The 21,937-nt window shown below is 71.4% G+C and carries 21 protein-coding genes and 1 pseudogene; 12 read left to right on the forward strand and 10 right to left on the reverse strand.

Annotated features, from left to right (window positions below; all coding sequences use genetic code 11):
• The first annotated feature begins 28 nt into the window (after nt 1–28).
• The 3 genes from ACIHCX_RS15325 to ACIHCX_RS15335 all read left to right on the forward strand — a co-directional run bounded on the left by ACIHCX_RS15325 (nt 29) and on the right by ACIHCX_RS15335 (nt 1,951).
• Nucleotides 29–1,045: a zinc-dependent alcohol dehydrogenase family protein gene (locus ACIHCX_RS15325; protein ID WP_400029450.1), complete on the forward strand. Its 1,017-nt coding sequence runs from the start codon at nt 29–31 to the stop codon at nt 1,043–1,045.
• A 124-nt stretch (nt 1,046–1,169) separates the two neighbouring features.
• Nucleotides 1,170–1,490 (forward strand): carboxymuconolactone decarboxylase family protein, encoded by a 321-nt coding sequence (locus tag ACIHCX_RS15330; RefSeq protein WP_400029451.1) that lies wholly within the window; start codon nt 1,170–1,172, stop codon nt 1,488–1,490.
• A gap of 47 nt (nt 1,491–1,537) precedes the next feature.
• Nucleotides 1,538–1,951 (forward strand): cupin domain-containing protein, encoded by a 414-nt coding sequence (locus tag ACIHCX_RS15335; RefSeq protein ID WP_400029452.1) that lies wholly within the window; start codon nt 1,538–1,540, stop codon nt 1,949–1,951.
• Between the two features lie 269 nt (nt 1,952–2,220).
• On the opposite strand, the gene ACIHCX_RS15340 is transcribed toward ACIHCX_RS15335, so the two are convergent.
• The 5 genes from ACIHCX_RS15340 to xylB all read right to left on the reverse strand — a co-directional run bounded on the left by ACIHCX_RS15340 (nt 2,221) and on the right by xylB (nt 9,104).
• Nucleotides 2,221–3,744, reverse strand: coding sequence for an aldehyde dehydrogenase family protein (locus ACIHCX_RS15340; protein ID WP_400029455.1), 1,524 nt, complete (start codon nt 3,742–3,744; stop codon nt 2,221–2,223).
• A 125-nt stretch (nt 3,745–3,869) separates the two neighbouring features.
• Nucleotides 3,870–5,183, reverse strand: coding sequence for a GAF domain-containing protein (locus ACIHCX_RS15345; protein ID WP_400029457.1), 1,314 nt, complete (start codon nt 5,181–5,183; stop codon nt 3,870–3,872).
• Between the two features lie 48 nt (nt 5,184–5,231).
• Nucleotides 5,232–5,831 carry an N-acetylmuramoyl-L-alanine amidase gene (locus ACIHCX_RS15350; RefSeq protein ID WP_400029459.1) on the reverse strand — a complete coding sequence of 200 codons (600 nt, stop codon included), beginning with the start codon at nt 5,829–5,831 and terminating at the stop codon, nt 5,232–5,234.
• Nucleotides 5,832–6,350: 519 nt separating this feature from the next.
• Nucleotides 6,351–7,559, reverse strand: a complete 1,209-nt coding sequence (locus ACIHCX_RS15355; RefSeq protein WP_400029461.1) for an ROK family protein — start codon at nt 7,557–7,559, stop codon at nt 6,351–6,353.
• A gap of 99 nt (nt 7,560–7,658) precedes the next feature.
• Nucleotides 7,659–9,104 carry a xylulokinase gene (gene xylB, locus ACIHCX_RS15360; RefSeq protein ID WP_400029462.1) on the reverse strand — a complete coding sequence of 482 codons (1,446 nt, stop codon included), beginning with the start codon at nt 9,102–9,104 and terminating at the stop codon, nt 7,659–7,661.
• Nucleotides 9,105–9,282: 178 nt separating this feature from the next.
• Between xylB and xylA the strand changes: the two genes are divergently transcribed.
• Together xylA and ACIHCX_RS15370 are read left to right on the forward strand one after the other, a co-directional pair.
• The gene (gene xylA, locus ACIHCX_RS15365; protein ID WP_400029464.1) at nt 9,283–10,449 is read left to right on the forward strand and encodes a xylose isomerase; all 1,167 of its coding nucleotides are present in this window, start codon (nt 9,283–9,285) and stop codon (nt 10,447–10,449) included.
• A gap of 259 nt (nt 10,450–10,708) precedes the next feature.
• Nucleotides 10,709–10,891 (forward strand): hypothetical protein, encoded by a 183-nt coding sequence (locus ACIHCX_RS15370; protein WP_141363527.1) that lies wholly within the window; start codon nt 10,709–10,711, stop codon nt 10,889–10,891.
• A gap of 98 nt (nt 10,892–10,989) precedes the next feature.
• On the opposite strand, the pseudogene ACIHCX_RS15375 reads toward ACIHCX_RS15370, so the two are convergent.
• From ACIHCX_RS15375 to ACIHCX_RS15390, 4 genes and pseudogenes are all read right to left on the reverse strand, one after another.
• Nucleotides 10,990–11,312 (reverse strand): annotated as a pseudogene (locus tag ACIHCX_RS15375) (tannase/feruloyl esterase family alpha/beta hydrolase); the annotation flags it as partial.
• 1 nt (nt 11,313) lies between these two features.
• Nucleotides 11,314–12,201, reverse strand: coding sequence for a hypothetical protein (locus ACIHCX_RS15380; protein WP_400029466.1), 888 nt, complete (start codon nt 12,199–12,201; stop codon nt 11,314–11,316).
• A gap of 134 nt (nt 12,202–12,335) precedes the next feature.
• A complete protein-coding gene (locus ACIHCX_RS15385; RefSeq protein WP_400029468.1) occupies nt 12,336–12,935 on the reverse strand; it encodes a class I SAM-dependent methyltransferase in 600 nt (199 codons plus the stop codon).
• Between the two features lie 183 nt (nt 12,936–13,118).
• Nucleotides 13,119–13,547, reverse strand: a complete 429-nt coding sequence (locus ACIHCX_RS15390; protein WP_400029470.1) for a PPOX class F420-dependent oxidoreductase — start codon at nt 13,545–13,547, stop codon at nt 13,119–13,121.
• Between the two features lie 95 nt (nt 13,548–13,642).
• Between ACIHCX_RS15390 and ACIHCX_RS15395 the strand changes: the two genes are divergently transcribed.
• From ACIHCX_RS15395 to ACIHCX_RS15420, 6 genes are all read left to right on the forward strand, one after another.
• Nucleotides 13,643–14,056: a roadblock/LC7 domain-containing protein gene (locus tag ACIHCX_RS15395; RefSeq protein WP_400029472.1), complete on the forward strand. Its 414-nt coding sequence runs from the start codon at nt 13,643–13,645 to the stop codon at nt 14,054–14,056.
• A 125-nt stretch (nt 14,057–14,181) separates the two neighbouring features.
• Nucleotides 14,182–15,189, forward strand: a complete 1,008-nt coding sequence (locus tag ACIHCX_RS15400; protein ID WP_400029474.1) for a DUF6397 family protein — start codon at nt 14,182–14,184, stop codon at nt 15,187–15,189.
• Between the two features lie 65 nt (nt 15,190–15,254).
• Nucleotides 15,255–15,443, forward strand: coding sequence for a hypothetical protein (locus tag ACIHCX_RS15405; protein ID WP_400029476.1), 189 nt, complete (start codon nt 15,255–15,257; stop codon nt 15,441–15,443).
• Nucleotides 15,444–15,706: 263 nt separating this feature from the next.
• Nucleotides 15,707–16,726, forward strand: a complete 1,020-nt coding sequence (locus ACIHCX_RS15410) for an MASE1 domain-containing protein (protein ID WP_400029478.1) — start codon at nt 15,707–15,709, stop codon at nt 16,724–16,726.
• A gap of 84 nt (nt 16,727–16,810) precedes the next feature.
• Nucleotides 16,811–17,995: a PP2C family protein-serine/threonine phosphatase gene (locus tag ACIHCX_RS15415; RefSeq protein ID WP_400029480.1), complete on the forward strand. Its 1,185-nt coding sequence runs from the start codon at nt 16,811–16,813 to the stop codon at nt 17,993–17,995.
• Between the two features lie 221 nt (nt 17,996–18,216).
• Nucleotides 18,217–20,298: a SpoIIE family protein phosphatase gene (locus ACIHCX_RS15420; RefSeq protein ID WP_400029482.1), complete on the forward strand. Its 2,082-nt coding sequence runs from the start codon at nt 18,217–18,219 to the stop codon at nt 20,296–20,298.
• 82 nt (nt 20,299–20,380) lie between these two features.
• On the opposite strand, the gene ACIHCX_RS15425 is transcribed toward ACIHCX_RS15420, so the two are convergent.
• Entirely contained in the window at nt 20,381–20,908 is a 528-nt protein-coding gene (locus ACIHCX_RS15425; RefSeq protein WP_400029484.1) for a MarR family winged helix-turn-helix transcriptional regulator, read from the reverse strand.
• 60 nt (nt 20,909–20,968) lie between these two features.
• Between ACIHCX_RS15425 and ACIHCX_RS15430 the strand changes: the two genes are divergently transcribed.
• Complete coding sequence (locus ACIHCX_RS15430; RefSeq protein WP_400029486.1) at nt 20,969–21,913, forward strand: amidohydrolase family protein; 945 nt, start codon at nt 20,969–20,971, stop codon at nt 21,911–21,913.
• The last annotated feature ends 24 nt before the right edge of the window (nt 21,914–21,937 follow it).

Genomic DNA, 21,937 nt, shown 5'->3' on the forward strand with positions numbered 1-21,937 from the left:
TCCGACTTCACGCAGCAAAGGAACCCTCATGCGCGGCGCAGTGATCCACGCCCCCGGTGACGTCCGCTTCGAGACGCTGGACGACCCGAAGATCCTCCACCCCACCGACGCGGTCATCCGCACGGCCGTCACCTGTGTGTGCGGCTCCGACCTGTGGCCGTGGCGTGGCCTGGAGCCCATCGGCGACGCCCACCCGATGGGCCACGAGTACCTCGGCTTCGTCGAGGAGGTCGGTCCCGAGGTCACGGCCGTGAAGCCGGGCCAGTTCGTCGTCGGCTCGTTCGCGACCTCGGACAACACCTGCGCCAACTGCCGCAACGGCTTCCCGTCGAACTGCCTGCACCGCGAGTTCATGAGCACCTGCCAGGCCGACTACGTCCGTATCCCCAACGCCCAGGGCACCCTGGTCGCCACGGACCAGGTGCCGGGCGAGGAACTGTGGCCGGGTCTGCTGGCCGTCTCCGACGTCATGGGCACCGGCTGGTGGGCCGCTGACGCCGCCGAGGTGAAGCCCGGATCCACCGCCGTGGTCGTGGGAGACGGTGCGGTCGGCCTGTGCGCGGTGATCGCCGCCAAGGAGATGGGCGCCGAGCGGATCATCGCCATGAGCCGCCATGAGTCCCGGCAGAGGCTGGCCCGCGGGTTCGGCGCCACCGACATCGTCACCGAGCGCGGCGACGAGGGCATCGCCCGGATCAAGGACCTCACCGACGGCATCGGCGCCGACAGCGTGCTCGAGTGCGTGGGCACCGCCCAGGCCATGCAGCAGGCGCTGCACTCCGCCCGTCCCGGCGGCAACGTCGGCTTCGTCGGCGTCCCGCACGACGTCGCAGTCGACGGGCAGGAGCTGTTCTTCTCCCACGTGGGCCTGCGCGGCGGCCCCGCCCCAGTGCGCCGCTACCTGCCCGACCTCATCGAACGCGTCGTGACCGGCCGGATCGACCCGGGCAAGGTCTTCGACCTCATCCTGCCCCTCGACCAGGTCGCCGAGGGCTACAAGGCCATGGACGAGCGCCGAGCCATCAAGGCACTCCTCAAGCCCTGACCCCGCGCCATTCCGCTCCCGGGGCCGAACGCCCCCTCGCCCCGCTCGAGGAGGACCTCCAGCATGAGCCGGCGAGCGGCTCCCCCCGGCGGGACCGACCTGATACGCAACAAGGAGTGACAGCATGCCCAAGCAGTCCGCGCCCAAGGAGCTGGAGGCGATCGCGCCCAAGCTCGTCGAGGTCACCAACGAGGTGCTCTTCCGTGACGTATGGGAGCGCCCCGGGCTGTCACCGCGCGACCGCAGTCTGGTGACCGTCAGTGTCCTCGCCGCGCTCTACCGCAGCGAACAGCTGCCCTACCACCTGGGCGTGGCGCTGGAGAACGGCCTGAGCGTCGAGGAACTCTCCGAGGCCATTACCCACCTGGCCTTCTACGCCGGCTGGCCCAACGCCATGACCGCGATCAACCAACTCAAGAAGCTCACCGAAGAGCGCGACGCCTGATACCCGCACACCACTTCCCCGCAGCCGTACAGCAAGGAACACCTTCCGTGGAAATCGTCACGCAGACCCCGACCGCCAAGGCCCCCGCCGAGCGCTTCACCGGCGACGTCTACCTCAATATGATCGAGACCCCTGCCGAGCCGGCCCGGCTGGCGACCGCCCTGGTCCGCTTCACCCCCGGTGCCCGCACCAACTGGCACTCCCACTCCAACGGCCAGACCCTCTACATCACCGACGGTGTCGGCCTCGTCGGCACCCGTGACGGCGACGTCGTACGCGTCAGCGCGGGCCAGACCGTCAAGTGCCCGCCCGGTGAGGAGCACTGGCACGGCGGCACCGACACCACCCTCATGGCGCACATCGCCATGGTCGTCGGCGATGCCGACGGCGACGGCACCACCTGGCTGGAACCGGTGACCGACGAGCAGTACGCCGAAGCGCTCACCACCGTCACTCACTGAGGGCCAATGCGACGGTCGGTGCGCGAATGAGGGGACGCACGCCCGGCATTTCGATCCGATGCGGTGCCAGAAAGCGTTCTCATGGACTCGGCGGTCATGAGCGGGCAGCTCGGAGGGTGATGTCCTTCAGCGCCGTTTGGTCCGCGACTGGTCCGGGCTCCCTTGGACGTCGGACAGCAGCACGAAGACCCTATTTGATTACAGAGTGTAGTCGTGGTTTCTGGTTGCCTGGAGCGCAACGATGCCCTCCAGGCAACCGACTTCAGGCTCTAGAAGAAGCCAAGCTTCTTCGGGGAGTACGACACCAGGAGGTTCTTGGTCTGCTGGTAGTGGTCCAGCATCATCTTGTGGGTCTCGCGGCCGATTCCCGACTGCTTGTAGCCGCCGAAGGCGGAGTGCGCGGGGTAGGCGTGGTAGCAGTTCGTCCAGACGCGGCCCGCCTGGATGGCGCGGCCCGCACGGTAGGCGGTGCCGGTGTCCCGGGTCCACACGCCCGCGCCGAGGCCGTACAGCGTGTCGTTGGCGGTCTTGATGGCGTCGTCGAAGTCGTCGAAGGACGTCACCGAGACCACCGGGCCGAAGATCTCCTCCTGGAAGATCCGCATCCGGTTGTCGCCCTCGAAGATGGACGGCTGGACGTAGTAGCCGCCCTTCAGCTCACCTTCGTGCTCGATGCGTTCGCCGCCGGTCAGGACGCGCGCTCCCTCCTGCCGGCCGATGTCCAGGTAGGAGAGGATCTTTTCCAGCTGGTCGTTGGAGGCCTGGGCGCCGATCATGGTGTCGGTGTCGAGGGGATGGCCCGTCGTGATGAGCTTGGTGCGGGCGACCGCCGCCTCGACGAACTCCGCGTAGTGGCCGCGCTGGATCAGCGCCCGGGACGGGCAGGTGCACACCTCGCCCTGGTTGAGTGCGAACATCGTGAAGCCCTCGAGCGCCTTGTCGAGGAAGTCGTCGTCGGCCGCCGAGACGTCGTCGAAGAAGATGTTCGGCGACTTGCCGCCGAGTTCCAGCGTGACCGGCTTGATGTTCTCGGCGGCGTACTGCATGATCAGCCGCCCTGTGGTCGTCTCGCCCGTGAACGCCACCTTCGCCACGCGAGGGCTGGAGGCGAGCGGCTTCCCGGCCTCCACGCCGAAGCCGTTGACGATGTTCAGCACCCCGGGCGGCAGTAGGTCGGAGACCAGGCTCATCCAGTAGTGGATCGAGGCCGGGGTCTGTTCGGCCGGCTTGAGCACCACCGCGTTGCCCGCGGCGAGCGCGGGCGCCAGCTTCCAGGCGGCCATGAGGATCGGGAAGTTCCACGGGATGATCTGCGCGACCACCCCGAGCGGCTCGTGGAAGTGGTACGCCACCGTGTCGTGGTCGACCTCCCCGAGCGAACCCTCCTGCGCCCTGATCGCGCCCGCGAAGTAGCGGAAGTGGTCGATGGCCAGCGGGATGTCGGCCGCCAGCGTCTCACGGACCGGCTTGCCGTTCTCCCAGCTCTCGGCGACCGCCAGGGATTCGAGGTTGGCCTCCATGCGGTCGGCGATCTTCAGCAGGATGCCGGAGCGTTCGGCCACGGACGTGCGGCCCCAGCCCGGGGCGGCCGCGTGCGCCGCGTCCAGCCCTCGCTCGACGTCCTCCGCCGTTCCGCGCGCGACCTCCGTGAACGGCTGTCCGTTCACCGGCGAGGGGTTCTCGAAGTACTGTCCGCGGGCCGGCGGTACGTACTCGCCGCCGATGAAGTGGTCGTAGCGCGCCTGGTAGGAGACGATCGCGCCCTCGGTGCCGGGCGCCGCGTAACGGGTCATCCTGGTCTGCCTCCCTCAGCAGCGCTGCCCGCCGTTGGGCAGCTCTCGGCGCGAGGCTAGGCACCCCGACGTTGCAAGGACGTTGCGGCGCGGGCCGCCGATGGGCGGTGCCGGGCCCGGGGCCGTCAGCGGGGAGCCGGACGGGACCAGCCGGGCGGCGCCGCCAACTCCGCCTCGAGCGCGGCGAGCCGGGCCCGGGCCGTTGCCGTCGGCAGCACGCTGACCAGGGCCCGCCACACGTCCAGGTCGTCCTCACCCCACGGCGCGTGCGCCCAGTCGGCCAGCAGGTCGGGGTCGCGACGGGCGATCAGCGCGCTGCGCATCCCGTCGGCGAGACGCTGCCGCAGCCGCACCACCGCGGGAGCCTGCGAGCCGGGCAGCAGCGGACCAGAGTACGCCGCGGCGGCCGCCGCGACCGCCCCCGTCTCCAGACGGCGCTGGACCGCCGCGACGTCCGAGCCGACCGGAACGCTCAGCCGGTACGGGCGCGAGGCGAGCAGACCCGGGCCGAGCACCCTGCGCAGCCGGGCCAGCTCGGCCCGCAGCGTCACCGGCGTCACCGACTCGTCCTCGTACAGCGCGCACAGCAGCTCGTCCCCGGTCAGACCCTCCGGATGACGGGCCAGCAGCACCAGGATCTCGCTGTGCCGGCGGCTCAGCCGGACACCGCGGCCGCCGACCACCAGCCGGGCCTCGTCCCGGCCGAGCGCGGTCAGCTCGGCCGGGACGGGGGCAGGCCGGCGCGGGGCGAGCAGCGCCAGCTCGGACTCGGCGGCCCGCGCCACCGCCCGTACGAAACCGAGGCTGTGCGGGTGGGCGAGCCCGTCCCCACCGGTGATGTCCACCGCGCCGAGCACCTGTCCCGTGCGCGGATCGTGCACCGGGGCCGCCGCGCACGTCCAGGGCTGGACGCGCCGGATGAAGTGCTCGGCCGCGAACACCTGCACCGGGCGGTCCAGGGCGACCGCCGTGCCCGGCGCGTTCGTCCCGACGGCGGACTCCGACCAGCGTGCGCCCGGTACGAAGTTCATCCGGTCCGCATTGCGCCGTGTTTCCGGGTGCCCCTCGACCCACAGCAGCCTGCCGTGCGCGTCGCACACCGCGAGCAGATGCTCCCCGTCAGCGGCGAACGTGCCCAGCAGCTCACGGAACAGCGGCATCACCGACGCCAGCGGATGCTCCGCCCGGTAGGTGCCGAGGTCGCCGTCGGCGAGTTCCACGCTCGCCGTGCCGTCGGGCCCGACACCCGCCCGCGCGGAACGCCGCCACGAGTCGGCCACCACCGGACGCACCGGGCGCGGCACCGCGCCCACCGCGGTGAACGTCTCGTGCGCCCGGCGCAGGGCCCGAACGCGCTCGGCAGGGTCGGCTCCCGGCTCCAGGGCCACCCACGGATCGGTCAAAGCGGCCTCCCCGGACGGCGATGCGGCTGCGGACATCGTCACTCCCGGGGGGCGACCGGGCAACCTCTTCGACCGGGCTCGCCGTCAGGCGAAGTTCACCAGTCTGATGTAACGCTCCCAGTCCCAGTTGGGCCCGGGGTCGGTGTGGTCCGTGCCCGGTACTTCATAGTGCCCGATGATGTGCGCGCGGTCCTTGGGGATGCGGTATCTGTCGCAGATCGCCGCGGTGAGACTGGCCGACTCCTCGTACAGGGCGTTGGTGAAGTAGTCGGGCTCGTCCACCCAGCCCTCGTGTTCGATGCCGACGCTGCGGGTGTTGTAGTCCCAGTTCCCGGCGTGCCAGGCGACGTCCGACTCGGAGACGCACTGCGCGACGTGTCCGTCGGCGGACCGGACGAGATAGTGCGCGGACACCCCCTTCTGCGGATTTTGGAAGATCGCCAGAGTGCTGCCGTACTCCTCCTGGGTGACGTGGATGACCACCCGGTCCACTGCGTAGGTCGTGGGCCGACTGGACGCCGTGTAGTTGGAGCTGCTCGCCGGCTGCCACTCGGCCTCCGGGTAGTCGACCGCCTGGGGGCGCGCGCCGGCCTGTGCGGTGGGCAGTAAGGCGTAGGGGACGGCTGCCAGGACGGCACCCTTGAGCAGGTTTCGTCGGCTGGGGAGAGGTCGTGCCCGGTCCATGGGCGGTGGCCTTTCTGTGGGGGGAGTTGTTGCGCGGGTGTCCGTGGGGAGGTGGGGTGGGACGTCGGCGGGCGGTGGGGTCGTGCGGTCCGCGGTGAGTTTCGCTCAGCGACGGCCGCTCCGCGCGGAGCTTGGCCGCGCACGCGAGGTCGGTGTCACACGGATCGGTCAACGAGGCTCATCGGCCCGGGTGGCGGACCGGCCGGCGTACGGCGTGCCGAACCATGGCCGCGCGTGAGTCACTTCACCGGATCGAGCCGCGCTATCCGGAACGCGCCCACCGGCCGGTGTGCCGGGCCGGCGGGCAGGACGTGCGTGTCCGGGACAGTCGGTGTTTCCCCTGTCATGTGAACCCCTTCGTCCACCGGAGATCCGCTGTCGACCCGACTCGACGGCGGTACCTCGCGTGAATCACGGTACGGCGCACGTGGGTTGGGCAGAAGGGTCCGGTGAGGTTCGGTGGACTTCCGGGAAGTTGTGGACAACTCCGCCACACGACCGGGTGAAGCGGGCCTGTGGTCAGGCGTGTTCGGCCACCGCCGCCGGGTCGTCGAGGACTGCCCGCACCACCGCGTGCGCGGCACCCAGCAGCGGCCCCTCGGGGCCCAGCCGGGACACGGAGACCGGACAGGCGGGCCCCGCGGTCCGGCTCGCCAACTCGGTCTCCAGGGAGGGCAGGAGCCAGGGCGCGAGGGCGGCCAGGGCGCCGCCCAGCACGACGCTTTGCGGGTCGAGCAGATTGACGGCCCCGGTCAGCGCGACTCCCAGCGCCCTGCCGGCGTCGCGCAGGGCCCGCCGTACGTTCTCGTCGCCTTCGGCGGCGCGGGCGGCCAGCAGCCCGACGCGGCCTTCGCCCGGCTCCAGACCCGCGGCCCGCAGCACGGCTTCCTCTCCCGCGTACTGCTCCAGGCAGCCGCGCCCGCCGCAGGGGCACGCGGGCCCCTCCGGTTCTACCGGCACGTGCCCCAGCTCGCCCGCGAAACCACGCGTTCCGCGCAGCAGCCGCCCGTCGACCACCATGGCGGCGCCGATGCCGATCTCCGCCGACACATGCAGGAAGTCACGCGGCGTGTCCTTGCCGAGCCAGAGCTCCGCGAGCCCGCCGAAGTTCGCCTCGTTGTCCACCGTCAGGGGCAGGCCGGGCGGCAGCAGGGCGCCGAGGTCGGTGTCGTTCCAGTCGAGGTTGGGAGCTCGCACGACCGTGCGGCCGTCCCGCGCGACCAGGCCGGGCACCGCGACCGAGAGCCCCGCGGGCCACAGGTCCTGCCGCTCCGCCTCGGCGACGACCTGACGTATCAGCGCGGTGAGTTCGCTCGTCACGGGTTCGGGGGAGCGGCCCCTGTTCGTTCCGTGGCGTACGGCCCGTGCCCGCACCTGGCCGCGCAGGTCGACCACGCAGGCCGCGAGGTGGTCGACCCCGACCTCCGCGCCCACCCCGGCGGGGCCGTGCCCGCTGACGGCCAGGGCCGAACCGGGGCGGCCCACCCGGCCGGGCCGCTCGGGTCCCAGCTCCTCCAGCAGTCCGGTCCGGACGAGTTCGTCGACGAGGGTCGACACCGCGGCACGGGTCAGTCCGATGCGTGAGGCGACCGCCGCCCGCGACAGCGGCCCCTCGGCGCGGACGGTGTGCATGACCCGGGCGAGGTTGCGGCGGCGCATGCCCTGCTGGGTGTCGGGCAGTGCGCGCCCCGGACCGGCCGGGCGGGCCTCGTGCAGCGGTGCGGTCATGCCTCCGTCGTCCTCGGTCGGTGTCCGCCGGCGGTCTTGCGCCGAACGGTTCGGCGCGGGCGGGCGGCCGTCGGGCGGCCGCCCGTCAGCAGGTGTCCGTCAGGGGGTCCGCGTCCCGCGCTCCAGCAGCGGTGCCGCATCGGAGAGTACCCCGGAGATCCTGTTCAAGGTCGTCTCGTCGCGTTCCACCGCGTCCAGCACCGGGCCGTCGGCCGTTCGCCAGCGGCGCGCGACCGCGGCCGGGTCCTCGCCGGTGAGCAGCCCCGCGGCCTGCGCCGCGGCGCCCAGTGCGACCAGCTCTCGGGCCTCGGGGATCTGCACCGGCCGTCCGGACAGGCGCCGTACGGTCTGCTGCCAGGCCGTGCCCCGGGCGCCGCCGCCGATCAGCAGCAGCGGGGTGCTGCGGTCGGCGTCCTGGTCGAGCACCAGGTCCAGCGCGCCGAGCAGGGCGTGCACGGCGCCGTCGTAGGCGGCCTGCAGCAACTGTCCGGCCGTGGTGTCGTGGCGCAGCCCGTGCAGCAGCCCCGAGGCGTTCGGCAGATTCGGGGTGCGTTCGCCGTCCAGGTAGGGCAGCAGGGTGACGGACGTACCGGGCTCCACCGCCTCGCGATCCCGACCGAGCAGGGCGGCGACCCGGTCGACGGCGAGAGTGCAGTTGAGAGTGCAGGCCAGCGGCAGCCAGTCACCGCGCGCGTCGGCGAAACCCGCCACCGTTCCCGACGGGTCGGCGGCCCGGTGGCGCGACACCGCGTACACCGTGCCGGAGGTGCCGAGGCTCAGCACCGGTGTTCCCGGGCGCAGCCCGAGGCCCAGCGCGGCGGCGGCGTTGTCACCGGTGCCGGCCGCCACCAGCGTGCCCTTGGAGAACGGCAGGTCGTGGCTGTCGCGCACGGTCCCCGCCACCTCGCCGGGGCGCACCAGCCGGGGAAGCAGCGCCGGGTCGAGCCCCACGTGGGCGAGGATCTCCTCGTCGTAGGCCTCGGTCGTGGACGCCCACCAGCCCGTACCCGAGGCGTCCGAGCGGTCGGTCGTACCCTCGCCCGTCAGATGCTGGGTGAGGTAGTCGTGCGGCAGGCGCACCGCCGCCGTCGACCGTGCGGCCTCCGGCTCGTGCTCGGCCAGCCAGGCCCACTTCGTGACCGTGAAGGAGGCTCCCGGCACGCTGCCGGTGCGCTCCGCCCAGGCCTTCGGACCGCCCAGCTCCTCGACCAGACGGCGGGCCTGCGGGGCCGAGCGCACGTCGTTCCACAGCAGGGCCGGTCGCACCGGGGCGCCCTCGGCGTCCAGGGTGACGAGTCCGTGCTGCTGGCCGGCGATCGACACGGCGGCGGCCTCGTGGGCCGCCTCCCCGCACTGGTGCAGCGCCTCGCACAGAGCGTCCCACCACTGGCGCGGGTCGCTCTCGCGGCCGTCACCGGACGAGACGGTGTGCGGCGCCTGACCGCTCGCCACGACCTGTCCGGTCGCCGTGTCGACGACGAGCACCTTGGTGGACTGCGTGGACGAGTCCACACCGACGACGAGCGGACCCTCGGCTGCTGACATCGGCTCTCCCTCTTTCCGCGGCTCGCGGGATCTGACCTGCGCTTCTCATGGTGTACACGGCCCGGCGACGCGGGTGATGTCCCGGTCGGGGCCCCTGTTCCCTTCCCAGGGATGCGTCGGCATACTAATTTGTAAATCGCCATGACGAAATAGTCGCAAGCGAGCAAGGAGCCGCGGCATGAGCTACCAGCCCACCCCCGAGGACAGGTTCACCTTCGGCCTGTGGACCGTCGGCTGGCAGGGACGGGACCCGTTCGGCGACGCCACGCGCCGCGCCCTCGACCCGGTCGAGACGGTGCAGCGCCTGGCCGAACTCGGCGCACACGGCGTGACCTTCCACGACGACGACCTGATCCCCTTCGGGTCCTCCGACCCCGAGCGCGAGTCGCACATCAAGCGCTTCCGGCAGGCGCTCGACGCGACCGGCATGACCGTGCCGATGGCCACCACGAACCTCTTCACCCACCCCGTCTTCAAGGACGGCGCGTTCACGGCCAACGACCGCGACGTCCGCCGCTACGCGCTGCGCAAGACGATCCGCAACATCGACCTGGCCGTCGAACTGGGCGCGAAGACGTACGTCGCCTGGGGCGGCCGCGAAGGTGCGGAGTCGGGCGCCGCCAAGGACGTGCGGGACGCTCTGGACCGCATGAAGGAGGGCTTCGACCTCCTCGGCGAGTACGTCACCTCCCAGGGCTACGACATCCGCTTCGCCATCGAGCCCAAGCCGAACGAGCCGCGCGGAGACATCCTGCTGCCCACCGTCGGCCACGCGCTCGCGTTCATCGAGCGCCTGGAGCGCCCGGAGCTGTACGGCGTCAACCCCGAGGTCGGCCACGAGCAGATGGCCGGGCTCAACTTCCCGCACGGCATCGCCCAGGCGCTGTGGGCGGGCAAGCTCTTCCACATCGACCTCAACGGCCAGTCCGGCATCAAGTACGACCAGGACCTGCGCTTCGGCGCCGGTGACCTGCGCTCCGCGTTCTGGCTGGTCGACCTGCTGGAGAGCGCCGGCTACGAGGGCCCGCGCCACTTCGACTTCAAGCCGCCGCGGACCGAGGACCTGGACGGCGTGTGGGCCTCGGCCGCGGGCTGCATGCGCAACTACCTCATCCTCAAGGACCGTGCGGCCGCTTTCCGGGCCGACCCGGAGGTCCAGGAGGCCCTGCGGGCCGCCCGGCTCGACCAGCTGGCGCAGCCCACGGCGGCGGACGGCCTGGAGGCGCTGCTCGCCGACCGCTCGGCCTTCGAGGCCTTCGACGTCGAGGCGGCGGCCGCTCGCGGGATGGCCTTCGAGCGGCTCGACCAGCTCGCGATGGACCACCTGCTCGCGGCACGCGGCTGACACGGGGGCGTCCTCCCACCGGGGCGCACCCGTGCGTGCGCCCCGGTGGGCTCTTCCGTGGGGTGGCGTTGGCCACCGCACGGACGGGCCGTTCCAGGGCGCGGTGGACCGGGGGCTTCGTGCGGGGCCGAAAAGCGTGGCCCGGCGTGACCAGTAGGGGTGCGCCTCAGGGACGTCTCAGGGTCGCGGTCCGGAACCGCCGGGGGCCCGGACCCGTTCTCACGACAGAGAGCGGCAGTGGCCGCGAAGGAGGCGACAGATGTCGAAGAACGCGAAGATCGCCGCAGGGGGAGTTGCGGTCGGACTCATCCTGTTGATCTGGCTGCCCTGGTGGGCCGCCGTCCTGATAGTGCTCGGAGTCCCGGCCGCCGCGTACCTCGCCCTGGATCCCTCGCAGCGGCGCCGGCTGCGCCGCGTCACCCGCAAGGAGCTCGGCCGCTGAAGCACCACCGCCCCTGCGCGTCCCCGCCCGGGGCGCAGGAGTCGACCACATCGCCGCCCGCGGGCCTGCCGACGGTCCGGTCCGCGGGCGGCCGGACTCGCCGCACGGGGCAGCAGCGCGTCCGGACCGCCGTGCAACGTGATCAGGGGTTTGCCGATCCGTCGGTCAGGGCCACGCGGGCCACGGCGCGGTGCACAGAGGCGGGACGGGCGGCGTAGCCGTACACCGCGTCCGAGGCGCACGGCGCCAGGAGCGTACTGGTCCGCGTCGTCGGCCGAGCCCAGAGTCCGGGCGACCGCCGTGGGCAGCGAGGTGAGCAGGTTCGGGCCGTCGGCCGTCCACAGCGCCCCTCCCAGTCCACGCCGCCGTCGTACAGCTCCGGATGGTGTTCGAGCCGCCGGCGCGTGAGGTAGCCGCCGTTTTCAGAGAGGGCGTACCGCCAGCTTGTCGAGGGCTTCCAGCAGTCCCGGCAGCTCCGGCCCCCGGCCGATGGGCAGAACTTCGCCGGGCTCGTCGTCGAGGAGCACGAAGGCGATGTCGTCGGTGCGGGCCACCATCGACCAGCCGGGACCGTCGGCCCGCAGGGTGCGTGCGTCGCCGGGCGCGTAGGACGACCGGACCCGGCCCAGCGGCGGTGGCTCGTCCACGTACGCGCGTGCCTCCGCCAGGGCGCGACGGATGCCGCTGTGGCTCGGGGAAGCCTTGCCACCCGCCCCGTCCGGCGGTTCGCCGCTTCCGCCGGTCGACGCGCTCGGCGGATCGTCGTCGTTCCCGGCCCGGGCCCCGGCCCTGTCCGCGGGAGCGGTGAGGAAGTCCGCGTCGTCGAGCTGCTCGCGCCAGACCGCCCACTGCAGTGCGATCTCGTCGGCGCCCAGACGGCGCTGGGCCGGTCCCCAGACGCTGGTGTCGGGCGGGGACAGCGCGGGCCCGTCCGAGGGCTCCGGGTCCGGGTCGTGCGGCGCGGGCACGCCCGGAGCCGCCACAGCGAGGGCCAGGGGCCAGCCCGGCAGGGCGGCGACGACCGTGCGCTCGTCGGGCGACAGGTCGTACTCCATGCCGCAGTCCCAGGACGCGATGGCCACGGCGACCAGCGACACATCGTCGACGACGACCGTCCACCGCGCCCCGTCGCCGTCCTGACCGAGCACCAGGCCGAAGCCGTCGGCGAGCGGTACGAGGCCGAGCGCCGAGCAGGCCTCCGGGTAGTCGTCGCCCAGAACGCTCGGGAACTGCGCGGGCGTCAGCAGTACCGCAGTGAGCACATAGAGAGCGTCGTCCTCGACGGCGACCTCCTCGTCCGTCCCGGCCATCCCAGCCTCCCCATCGGTTCGTCCAACGGCGCGCACCCTAGTGCGAGCAGAAGGCCGTTGTCACGACTCCCGTGCACACCCGGACCTGCGGTTCTCCACCTGGAGGCTGTGAGACTCGTGAGGGCGTAGGGTGTTCAGTCCTCGCGTACGGCCAGCGCCAGGAAGCGGGCGTCCTCGTCGACGTAGGTCGTCATGCGCCATCCCGAACCGGAGAGCAGCGGCCGGAGGTTGGGTTCCGCGCGCAGGTCGTCCGGCGTGATCTGCCGGCCCTGGCGCGCCGCGAGTGCCGCACGGCCGATCGGATGGAAGAGCGCCAGGGTGCCCCCGGGACGTACCACGCGCCGCAACTCGCGCAGGTTCTCCGTGGGATGAGGCAGGTGCGCGATGAGGCCCGCGGCGAACACGGCGTCGAACGCCCCCGACACGAGCGGCAGCGCGCCGACATCGGCGAGCAGCAGCAGCCCCTCCTGGTCCCGTCCCGCCTGTACGGCCGCTTCCAGCATGGCCCACGTCAGATCCGCGCCCACGACAATGCCCGGCGCGCCCACGGCCGCCCGCAGCGGGGCCAGGGCACGCCCGGTGCCGCAGCCCGCGTCGAGGACGCGGTCGCCCTCGCGCAGCCCGAGCTCGGCGACCGCGGCCGCATAGGCGGGACCGTCGTCCGGGAAGCGGCTGTCCCAGTCGGCGGCGCGGGCGGTGAAGAACTCCTGGACGTGTGTGTGGTCGTCGCTCATGTACCGCATGATCCCTCACCGGGGCGGAGGGACGCCGGGGAAGTGGATGGTCACCTTGACGGTCGTCCGGCTGGTCGAGTGCGCCGGGCGGATCGCGGGATCGCACCACCCGGCTCCTCGACCCCACGGCCGAACGCGTCCGGCCGTGTACGTCCGGACGTGCGGGAGCCCGCGGAGGACGGCTCAGTCCGCGACGTCCTTCATCGCCACCACCTTGTCGACCCTGACCCGGACCAGGAATTCGCCCGGCACGCCGTTGCGGGCTCCGAACTCCTCGCCGCGTTCCTCGCCCATGTAGCGGCTGCCGATGCGGGTGGCCCACTGCCGGAGGTCGTCGAGATCCTCCGACAGCCGGGCACGGCCCCGCAGCACCACGAACGTGAACGGCGGCCGATCGTCGTCCACGCACAGGGCGACCCGGTCGTCGCGGGCAAGATTGCGCCCCTTCGCGGTCTCCTTACCGGTGTTGAACACCACGTCGTCGCCGTCGAGCAGGAACCAGATCGGCGCGACATGGGGGCTCCCGTCGGCCCGTACGGTGGACAGCTTGCCGGTGCGGGTGCCGTACGAGACGAATGCCCGCCATTCCTCGTCGGTCATCTTCTGTGCCATGACGCCCATCCTCCTTGCCGGGACAGCGAGGGTGGGGAAGGCTGGCGGCAGACCCTCCGGCCAAGGGGGAAGAGATCACACGGGGAGACCGCATCATGACGCAGAACCAGACACTGAGCTGGCTGCTCGACGATCTGACCCAACGCGTGGAACACGTACGCCACGCCTTGGTCCTGTCCACCGACGGGCTGGTGACGGGGACGAGCACGGGACTGCGCCGCGAGGACGCGGAACATCTCGCGGCCGTCTCGTCCGGTCTGCACAGCCTGGCCAAGGGCTCGGGACGCCACTTCGGCGCGGGCGGGGTGCGCCAGACGATGGTCGAGTTCGACGACGCGGTGCTGTTCGTCACGGCCGCGGGCGCGGGCAGTTGCCTGTGCGTCCTCAGCGGAGCGGAGGTTGACATAGGCCAGATCGCCTACGAGATGACCCTGCTCGTCAACCGGGTCGGCGAACACCTCGACGTGGACGCCCGCCGGCCTGAAGAGACGTCGTCGACAGACCTCTGACCTGCCCTTTCGTCACTCCCTCCAGAGTTGTCCACAGGGTCGGGCCGCCGATTCCCGCCACCGGCTACCTTTTTGGCAGGTGAGCGCGAACAGTGCGATCCCGACACTCCACGGGGGAGACGAGTATGTCCGGCAACACCGTCACACATGAGGTCACATCAACTTCCCGTACGGCCGCCACCACGGGCCCAGCGCCCTTCTCGCAGAGCCGGGCGGCCCGCGAACTGGGTCTCAAACGCAGCGAGTTCGATCTGGCTGTGCACCTCGGGCACATCCGCACCCGTCCCGCTGAGGCGGGAGGCGGACGGCAGGTCGACCGCGCCGAGGTCGAACGGCTGCGCGGTCAGGAGAGCTTTCCGGAGGCGCTGCGGCAGCGGGTGGCGACCGTGGGCACCAGGGAGGGCTCGGCGATCATGGAAGTGACCGCGGCCCGCTTCACCCGTCTGGCCAGACTGGGTCTCCTGGTTCCGGTCACCTTTCACCTCAACCGCTACAGGACCGTCGTCTGGCGCTACCTGGCCGACGAACTGGCGGAGTTCGCCGCCGACGCGAAGCACGCCCAGCTGCTCAACCGGCCCTTGCCGGAGACACTGCGAGGCCAACTGGACACCGGCCTGGACCTGCGCCCCCAGAACTGGCGCGGGCGGCACCTGGGCTTCCTGCTGCGTCAGGCCGGGGACCCGTGGGAGCGCGCGGGCGTCCTGGCCTCGTTGCTCGACCCGGTCCGGATCTCCGAGATCGTCACGGACCCCTACGAGCGCGCCCGCCTGCGCCGCTTCCGGCCGCCGCCCGCCCATGGCACCCCCGGCTCGCCGGCCGCCCATCTGACCGAGCGGATCACGACGGCGCAGGACCCCGACGAGATCGACCTGCTCCGCGCCGACCTGGCACGGGCGATGCGGGAGGCGCGAACCCACTGTCCCGCGCCTCGCCCGGCTTCGCGGCACGCGGACACCCGTCCGCACGCGGACACCCGTCCGCAGGCGGACTCACACCGGCACGCGGATGCACACCCACACCTGGCACGGCGCCGGCGCCCGCCCGCCCTCGGGCACTGCGAACGACTCCAGCCGTCCTCGACCTCCCGGCTGTCACGCGGCCTGCTGGGCAGGCTCTTCCGCAGAACCACCTGAGTCGCAACCGCGGTCCCGGACCGCTCGCGTGGACGGCCGTAGTGCCGTTGGCGGAGTCGCCTGGGGTGACCACCTTGAGGCGGCAGGGCGAAGAGGCGCTGCGCCGACTGCTCGCCGTACCGGGCGATGTGATTGTGGACGTGATCGTGGACGATCTGGTGGTTGTTTCCGACAGGTTGAACGGGAGCCGCTGGAGCGGCGAGATGGGGAGCCGCCCGGATGCGTCCGGCCGCGACGTGCCGCCTCTGGAGTAATGCGCTGGCTGGGCTGTCTGGCCGGGTCACCCTGTGGTCTTGTTTGATCACGGTCGTGTCAGGAGGCGGCCGAGGAGAACCGCTCGCGATCCAGACCTGCACCGACTCCCACCGGCTGAAGGTCACCGAGAGCGAGCACCAATCCAGCGGGCGATCGTGATGGCGGTGGGCGATGAAGGGGAAGGCGCGGAGCGGTCGCCCCGCCCTGACCTGCTGGCGCGTTGGGACGCCGAGCTGGGAAGGCCGAGGGGGAAGACTTCCCGATGACTGTGGCGAGCCGCGACGAGCTCCGGAGCGGTGGCAGGGCGGCCCTGCAGATCGGCGCCGTTGCCGTGCTGTACTGGGTCTCCGGCAAGCTGGGGCTTTTCCAACTGTTCATGGGCGGTCAGGTCACGCCGCTCTGGCCTCCGACCGGGATCGCCGTGGCGAGCCTGCTCCTGATGGGCCTGCGGGTCTGGCCCGGGATCGCGCTGGGCGCCCTCCTGATCGACATCCCACTCGGACCAACGACCACTGCCGCGCTCGTCATCACGGCAGGCAACACACTCGCCCCCCTCTGCGCCTACGCACTCCTTCGCCGCACCGGGTTCCGCACCCGGATGAACCGCTTCCAGGACGCGCTCGCGCTGGTCTTCCTCGGTGGGCTCACCGCCATGCTCATCAGCGCGACCGTGGGCAGCAGCACCCTGAGCCTCGCACACGCGCTGCCCGCCGGCGGATTCTGGCTCACATGGTGGGTCTGGTGGACCGGCGACGCCATGGGCGTCCTGCTGGTCACGCCGTTGCTGCTCGTCCTCCGCTCGGCGCACTGGCCCAAGGACACACCACGATCCGAGTGGGCGGAGGGATCACTGCTTGTCGCGGCCACCATTGGTGTCGGTCTCCTCGAAACCTCCCGCGCACCGCTGCTCTTCGTTGGCTTCCCGCTGCTGACCTGGGCAGCCTTCCGCTTCCAGCGCGCAGGAGCCACGCCCTGCGCGCTGGCCGTGTCCATCTTTGCCGTCCTCGCCGCCACCCACATGACAGGCCCGTTCGCCGGTCACACGCTGCTCACCGACATGATTGCACTGCAGGTGTTCAACGGCGCCGCCGCGCTGACCGCGCTGCTGCTGGCCGCGGCGGTCACGGAGCGAAACCAGACCCAGGCAAAGATCGAAGAGGCCTGCAGGCGACTCGCCGAGATGGTGGCGAGAACCGCGCCGGACACCGACAGCCTGCCAGCGCTTCCCGACGCCCAGGGCGACGGGGAGGAGAACGGCGGGCAGACCCGACCCTCGGGATGAATCAAGAAATGCGCAGCGGCGGCGGCAGCGCAGCTCGTTGTGCGTGCACCTGCGGGGCCGCGCGGGTGGGTGTAGTCAGGAGGTGTGAGCTGGCGGCAGCAGTATGCGCACTGGCATCCCCCACGGCAGGCTGGTGATGTCCTGCTGGCGCTTCCGCTCAGCCTGATCGCGGCCATCGTGCTGACCGATGTGCTGTCCCCGTCGAACCATTTGCCGACGGGCCCGTCACTGCTGATCGTGGCGCCTGCGCTCGCCGCGTCCTTCGCCTCAACCTTCGTCACCGGGGTGATCGCCGCTGTCGCGGTGGTGGGCATGCTGGTCATCGGGCTCGAAAATCACATGCTGGGCAAGATGGACTTTGAGTCGCAGATCATCGCCCTGGTGGTGGTTTCGGTGCTCGTGACGGTCTTCCGCTTTCTGCGGGAGCGGCATGCCCGTGAGCTGGCGGTGGTGCGAACGGTCTCGGAGGCCACGCAGCGAGTGGTGCTGCGGCCGCTGCCGCGGCGGTTCGGCCCGCTGCGCGTTGCGTCCATGTATCTGGCGGCGCAGGCACAGTCCCTGATCGGCGGCGACCTGTACGCGGCCATCCGCACCCCCACGGGCACCCGGCTGATCATCGGCGACGTGATGGGCAAGGGCCTGACCGCGATCAGCGACGCCGCCCTGCTGCTGGGCGCCTTCCGGGAGGCAGCACACCGCCAGGCGGGCCTGCCCGACCTCGCGGCCTACCTGGACCACAGTGTGTGCTGGCACCTGGCCGAACCCACCGAGGTCGAGACAGCCGGGGAGTGCTTCATCACCGCCGCCGTCTTCGACATCCCCGACGAGCACCCCATGGTGCAGATGGTCTCCTGCGGGCACCCGTCGCCCCTGCTGCTGCGCAACTGGCAGGCCACCACGCTGCGCGCTACCAACCCCGCGCCGCCGTTGGGCCTGGGCGAGCTGACCCGTCCCGACTACCACGTCGACACGTTCCCCCTGGAGCCCGGGGACGTGCTGCTGCTGCACACCGACGGCGTGATCGAGGCCCGCGATGGCCGGGGCGCCTTCTACCCACTGGCCGAGCGGGCCGCAGCCTGGGCGCACCACAGACCCTCGGCACTGGTCCGCCACCTGCGCGCCGACCTGCTCGCCCACGTCGGAGGACATCTGACCGACGACGCCGCCGTGGTCGCCGTCCAACGCAGCCTCCCGCCGGCACCCACCGCAGTGGCTCCCACCCACGACAGCACCGGGCGGCCCTCGCCGCGCCCTGCCTCCCCCGGCTGAACCCCGCACGGTGCGGCCTCATGGAGGGGCGGCGGTCACGTGAAGGCGCTGGTGGTCGGGCCGCAGCGGACACGAAGTCGCTCGTGGGCTCCGCCGGATCATCTTCCGCCGGTGGGGGAGGGCTGGGGCCATGGGTTTCCGCGTTTCCGGACGGGTATGTCCTCCCAGCCCGATGGCGGGATAGTGGAAAAAACAGCCGGCTCCCGGGCAGGACCACCGTCATGGACCATCCCGAAGCGTTCGATGCCGTGACTGCCACCGCTCCAGCAGGACCCGGTGACCTCTGGCGGGGCGAGCTGCCGGTGGCGGGAATGCGGCTGGACGCCTCCGGCCGCATCATCCAGTGGGAGACGGCGGCTGAAGCGCTGCTGGGATACCCGGCCTCGGAGGTACTGGGCAGCAAGGGCCGGCCGCTCGTCCCGGCGGAAAGCCGGCCCGCACTCCAGGCCCTGCTGGACCAGGCCATCGTCAGCGGCGCCGCAACGGGGCCCTGCACCGTGCGGCACAAGGACGGACACCTGGTGGAGCTCGCCGTGTGGGCCTGGCACATCCCCGAGCCGGGCGGCGCCCACGGCGACGTGCTGGTCTTCGTCGTGGACGTTTCCGTTGCGCTGGAGGCACGGGTGTCGCGCGCCGTCCTGGACGGCTTGTTCACCCATTCCCCGATCGGGCTGTCCGCCTTCGACAACGAGTTGCGCTACCTGCGGGTCAACACCGCTCTGGAGGCGATCGACGGCATACCCGAGGCCGATCACCTCGGCCGGCGACTGACCGAGATGCTGCCCGACGTGAACAGCGCCGAGGCCGAGGTGATCATGCAGCGGGTGCTGGACACCGGCGAGAGCACGGTGGATTTCCGCGCGACGGGCCGGACCCCGGCAACACCCGACGAGGACCACACGTGGTCCTGCTCCTACTTCCGACTGGAAGACACTCAAGGGCGTCCGTTCGGAGTCGGTGTCTCGGTCGTCGACATCACGGCACGGCATCGGGCCGAACAAGCGGCCGCGGAGAGCCGCCGCAGACTCGCCCTGCTCAACGAGGCCGGCATCCGCATTGGCACCACCCTGGACATGTGGCAGACCTCGCAGGAACTGGCCGAGGTCGCGACCGACGGGCTCGCGGACATCGTCACTGTGGACGTCATCGCGGCGATCGCCGACGACGCTGCCACCGACCCCGGCACGGACCTGAACGGCGGAATCACGGTGCGGCGGCTCGGCAAGGCTCCGACCCAGGACTCACCAGCGGCCGAAGTCCTCGCCCCGCTGGGCCAGACCTTGCATTACCCGGCGGCCACACCCAATGCGCAGGCCTTGGCCCTGCACAGCCCCTACATGCTCACCGACCTCAACGACCGCGCCGTAGCCGTCGCATCCCGCCACACCGCCGCCGCCCGGCAGCTGCGCGAACACGGGGTGCACACCGTCCTGATGATCCCGCTGCTCGCCCGCGGTACAGCGCTGGGAATGGCCACCTTCTACCGGGCGTTCCCCGCCCGGCCCTTCTCGCCCGCCGACGTGACGCTCGCCTGCGACATGGCCTCCCGCGCTGCGGTCTACCTCGACAACGCCCGCCTGTACACCCGCGAACACGACACCGCCCTCACTCTCCAGCGCAGCCTGCTGCCCCGCCGGCTGATGCCCCCGCCCGGAATCGAGGTCGCCCACTGCTACCGGCCCGCGAGCGACGTCAACGAGGTCGGCGGTGACCGGTACGACGTCGTCGCCATGCCCCAGGGCCGCGCCGCCCTGGTTGTCGGGGACGTCATGGGCCACGGCATCGCGGCCGCGGCCGTGATGGGTCAGCTACGCAGCAGCATGCGGTCGCTCGCCCGCCTGGAACTGCCCCCGGCCCGGCTTCTGCGGCACCTCGACGCCGAGTTGGCATACCTCGAGGACCCGCCACTGGCCACCTGCGCATACGTGGTCTGCGACCCCGGCGCCGGGCACTGCTCGATCACCCGGGCAGGCCACCCCCCACCGGCCCTCGTACACCCTGACGGCACCGCCGAACTGTTCGAACTGCCCACCGGGCCGCCGCTGGGCGTGGGCGGCCTCGACTTCACCCCGGTTGAGGTGCCGCTGGCCCCGGGCAGCATCCTCGCCCTCTACACCGACGGCCTCGTGGAGACCCGCTGCACCGACCTGGACCAACGCCTGGCCCAACTCCGCAGCGTGCTGACCACCAGCACCCCACGGCCGCTGGACGCCCTCTGCCGGACCGTGCTCGCCCGGATGGCCCCCGCAGGCAACGACGACGTCACACTTCTGCTCGCCCGGGTCGGCCACCCGCAGTCGTAGGGCTGCCACGTGGCAGGCCCCGTGCGTGACGGACGATGTACGACCCCATGCGGTCCGTCACGAAGGTCGCTTGACCACTTCGTCAGGAATCGTCCGGACCCGAGCCGGCTGCACCGGGGATGGTCTCGCCGATGACGCCGGCGAGGCGGTGCAACTGTGCGGCGAGTTCGTGCCGCTCTTGCGGCGCGAATTGCGACAGGGCGGCGTACTGGCGTGCGCGCAGCTCGGTCTGCATGGCGGCGAGACGTTGTGCGCCTTCCTCGGTGAGTTGGATGAGGACCTGGCGCTCGTCGTGCGGTGCACGGCGTCGGGTGACCACGTTCCTGCCCTCCAGCTGCTGCAGCATGCGGGTGGCGGTGGGGACGCTGACCTCGGCGTTGGCGGCCAGTCGGCTGACTGGCACGCCCTCGCCCTCGGTGTCCTCGGTCAGCGTGGTGAGCAGGGCCAGCTGTGACATGGATAGGCCGGCTTCGGATCGGCCGACCGTGGCGGACCGTGAGCGTCGCATGGCGTAGAAGAGCCGATCAGCAGCCTGGGCGAGGTGCTCGATACCGGGCTCCACGTGCGGGTCGGGGGTGCTGCGAGTCTCGGCATTGCCCGTCTCTCTCATAGCTGTTAGCTTACTAAATAGATTGCATTAGCAAGCTAAGTATTAGGAGGCGAAGTAACTATGGCCTTTCCCGCTCGCATCGACGTCCACCAACACATCGTTCCCCCGGTGTGGGCCCGGACCCTCGCCGCGCAGGGCCTCGACTCCGGCGGCTGGGCCATCCCCGACTGGAGCCCCAGGAGCGCCATCGCCATGATGGACCAGCAGGAGATCGCCACCGGCGTCCTGTCCGTCACCTCTCCCGGCGTTCACCTTGGCGACGACGCCCAGGCCCGGGCCCTCGCCCGCGCCGCGAACGAGTGCGGCGCCGAGGCCGTCAAGGATCACCCCGACCGCTTCGGCCACTTCGCCGGCATTCCGCTGCCCGATGTCGATGCCGCCATGACCGAGGCCGTGCACGCGCTGGACACCCTGCACGCCGATGGCGTCGTGCTGATGTCCAACGCCCATGGGCGCTACCTCGGTGACCCGGACTTCGAGCCGCTGTGGGCCGAACTCGACCGCCGCGCGGCGAACGTCTTCGTCCACCCCGCCCAGCCCCCGATGACCCTGCTGCCCGGCACCCCGGCCCCACTGGCCGACTACGTCTTCGACACCACCCGCAGCGCCCTCAACCTGGTGCTGAACGGCGTCATGAGCCGCTACACGAACGTGCGGGTGATCCTCTCGCACGGCGGCGGCTTCCTCCCCTACGCCGCCTACCGCTTCTCCGGACTGACCTCCACCGTCGTCGACCCCGACCGCAAGGCCGAGGACGTCCTGCGCGACCTGAAGCGCTTCCACTTCGACACCGCCCTGTCCGCCAGTCCCAGCGCCCTTCCTGCCCTGCTCGCTTTCGCCGAACCCGGCCATGTCCTCTACGGCAGCGACTGGCCCTTCGCCCCGCAGGAGGCCGGCACCTACTACAACCACTTCCTCGAGACGTACCCAGACTTCACGCCTGGCCAGGCGGAGGCCATCAACCGCAAGAACGCCGAGGTCCTCTTCCCTCGCCTCGCCCGCTGACCACGGGCGGAGCATGTCCGCGAC

This window comes from Streptomyces sp. NPDC052043 (genome assembly GCF_044548235.1).
Taxonomy (GTDB): Bacteria; Actinomycetota; Actinomycetes; order Streptomycetales; family Streptomycetaceae; genus Streptomyces.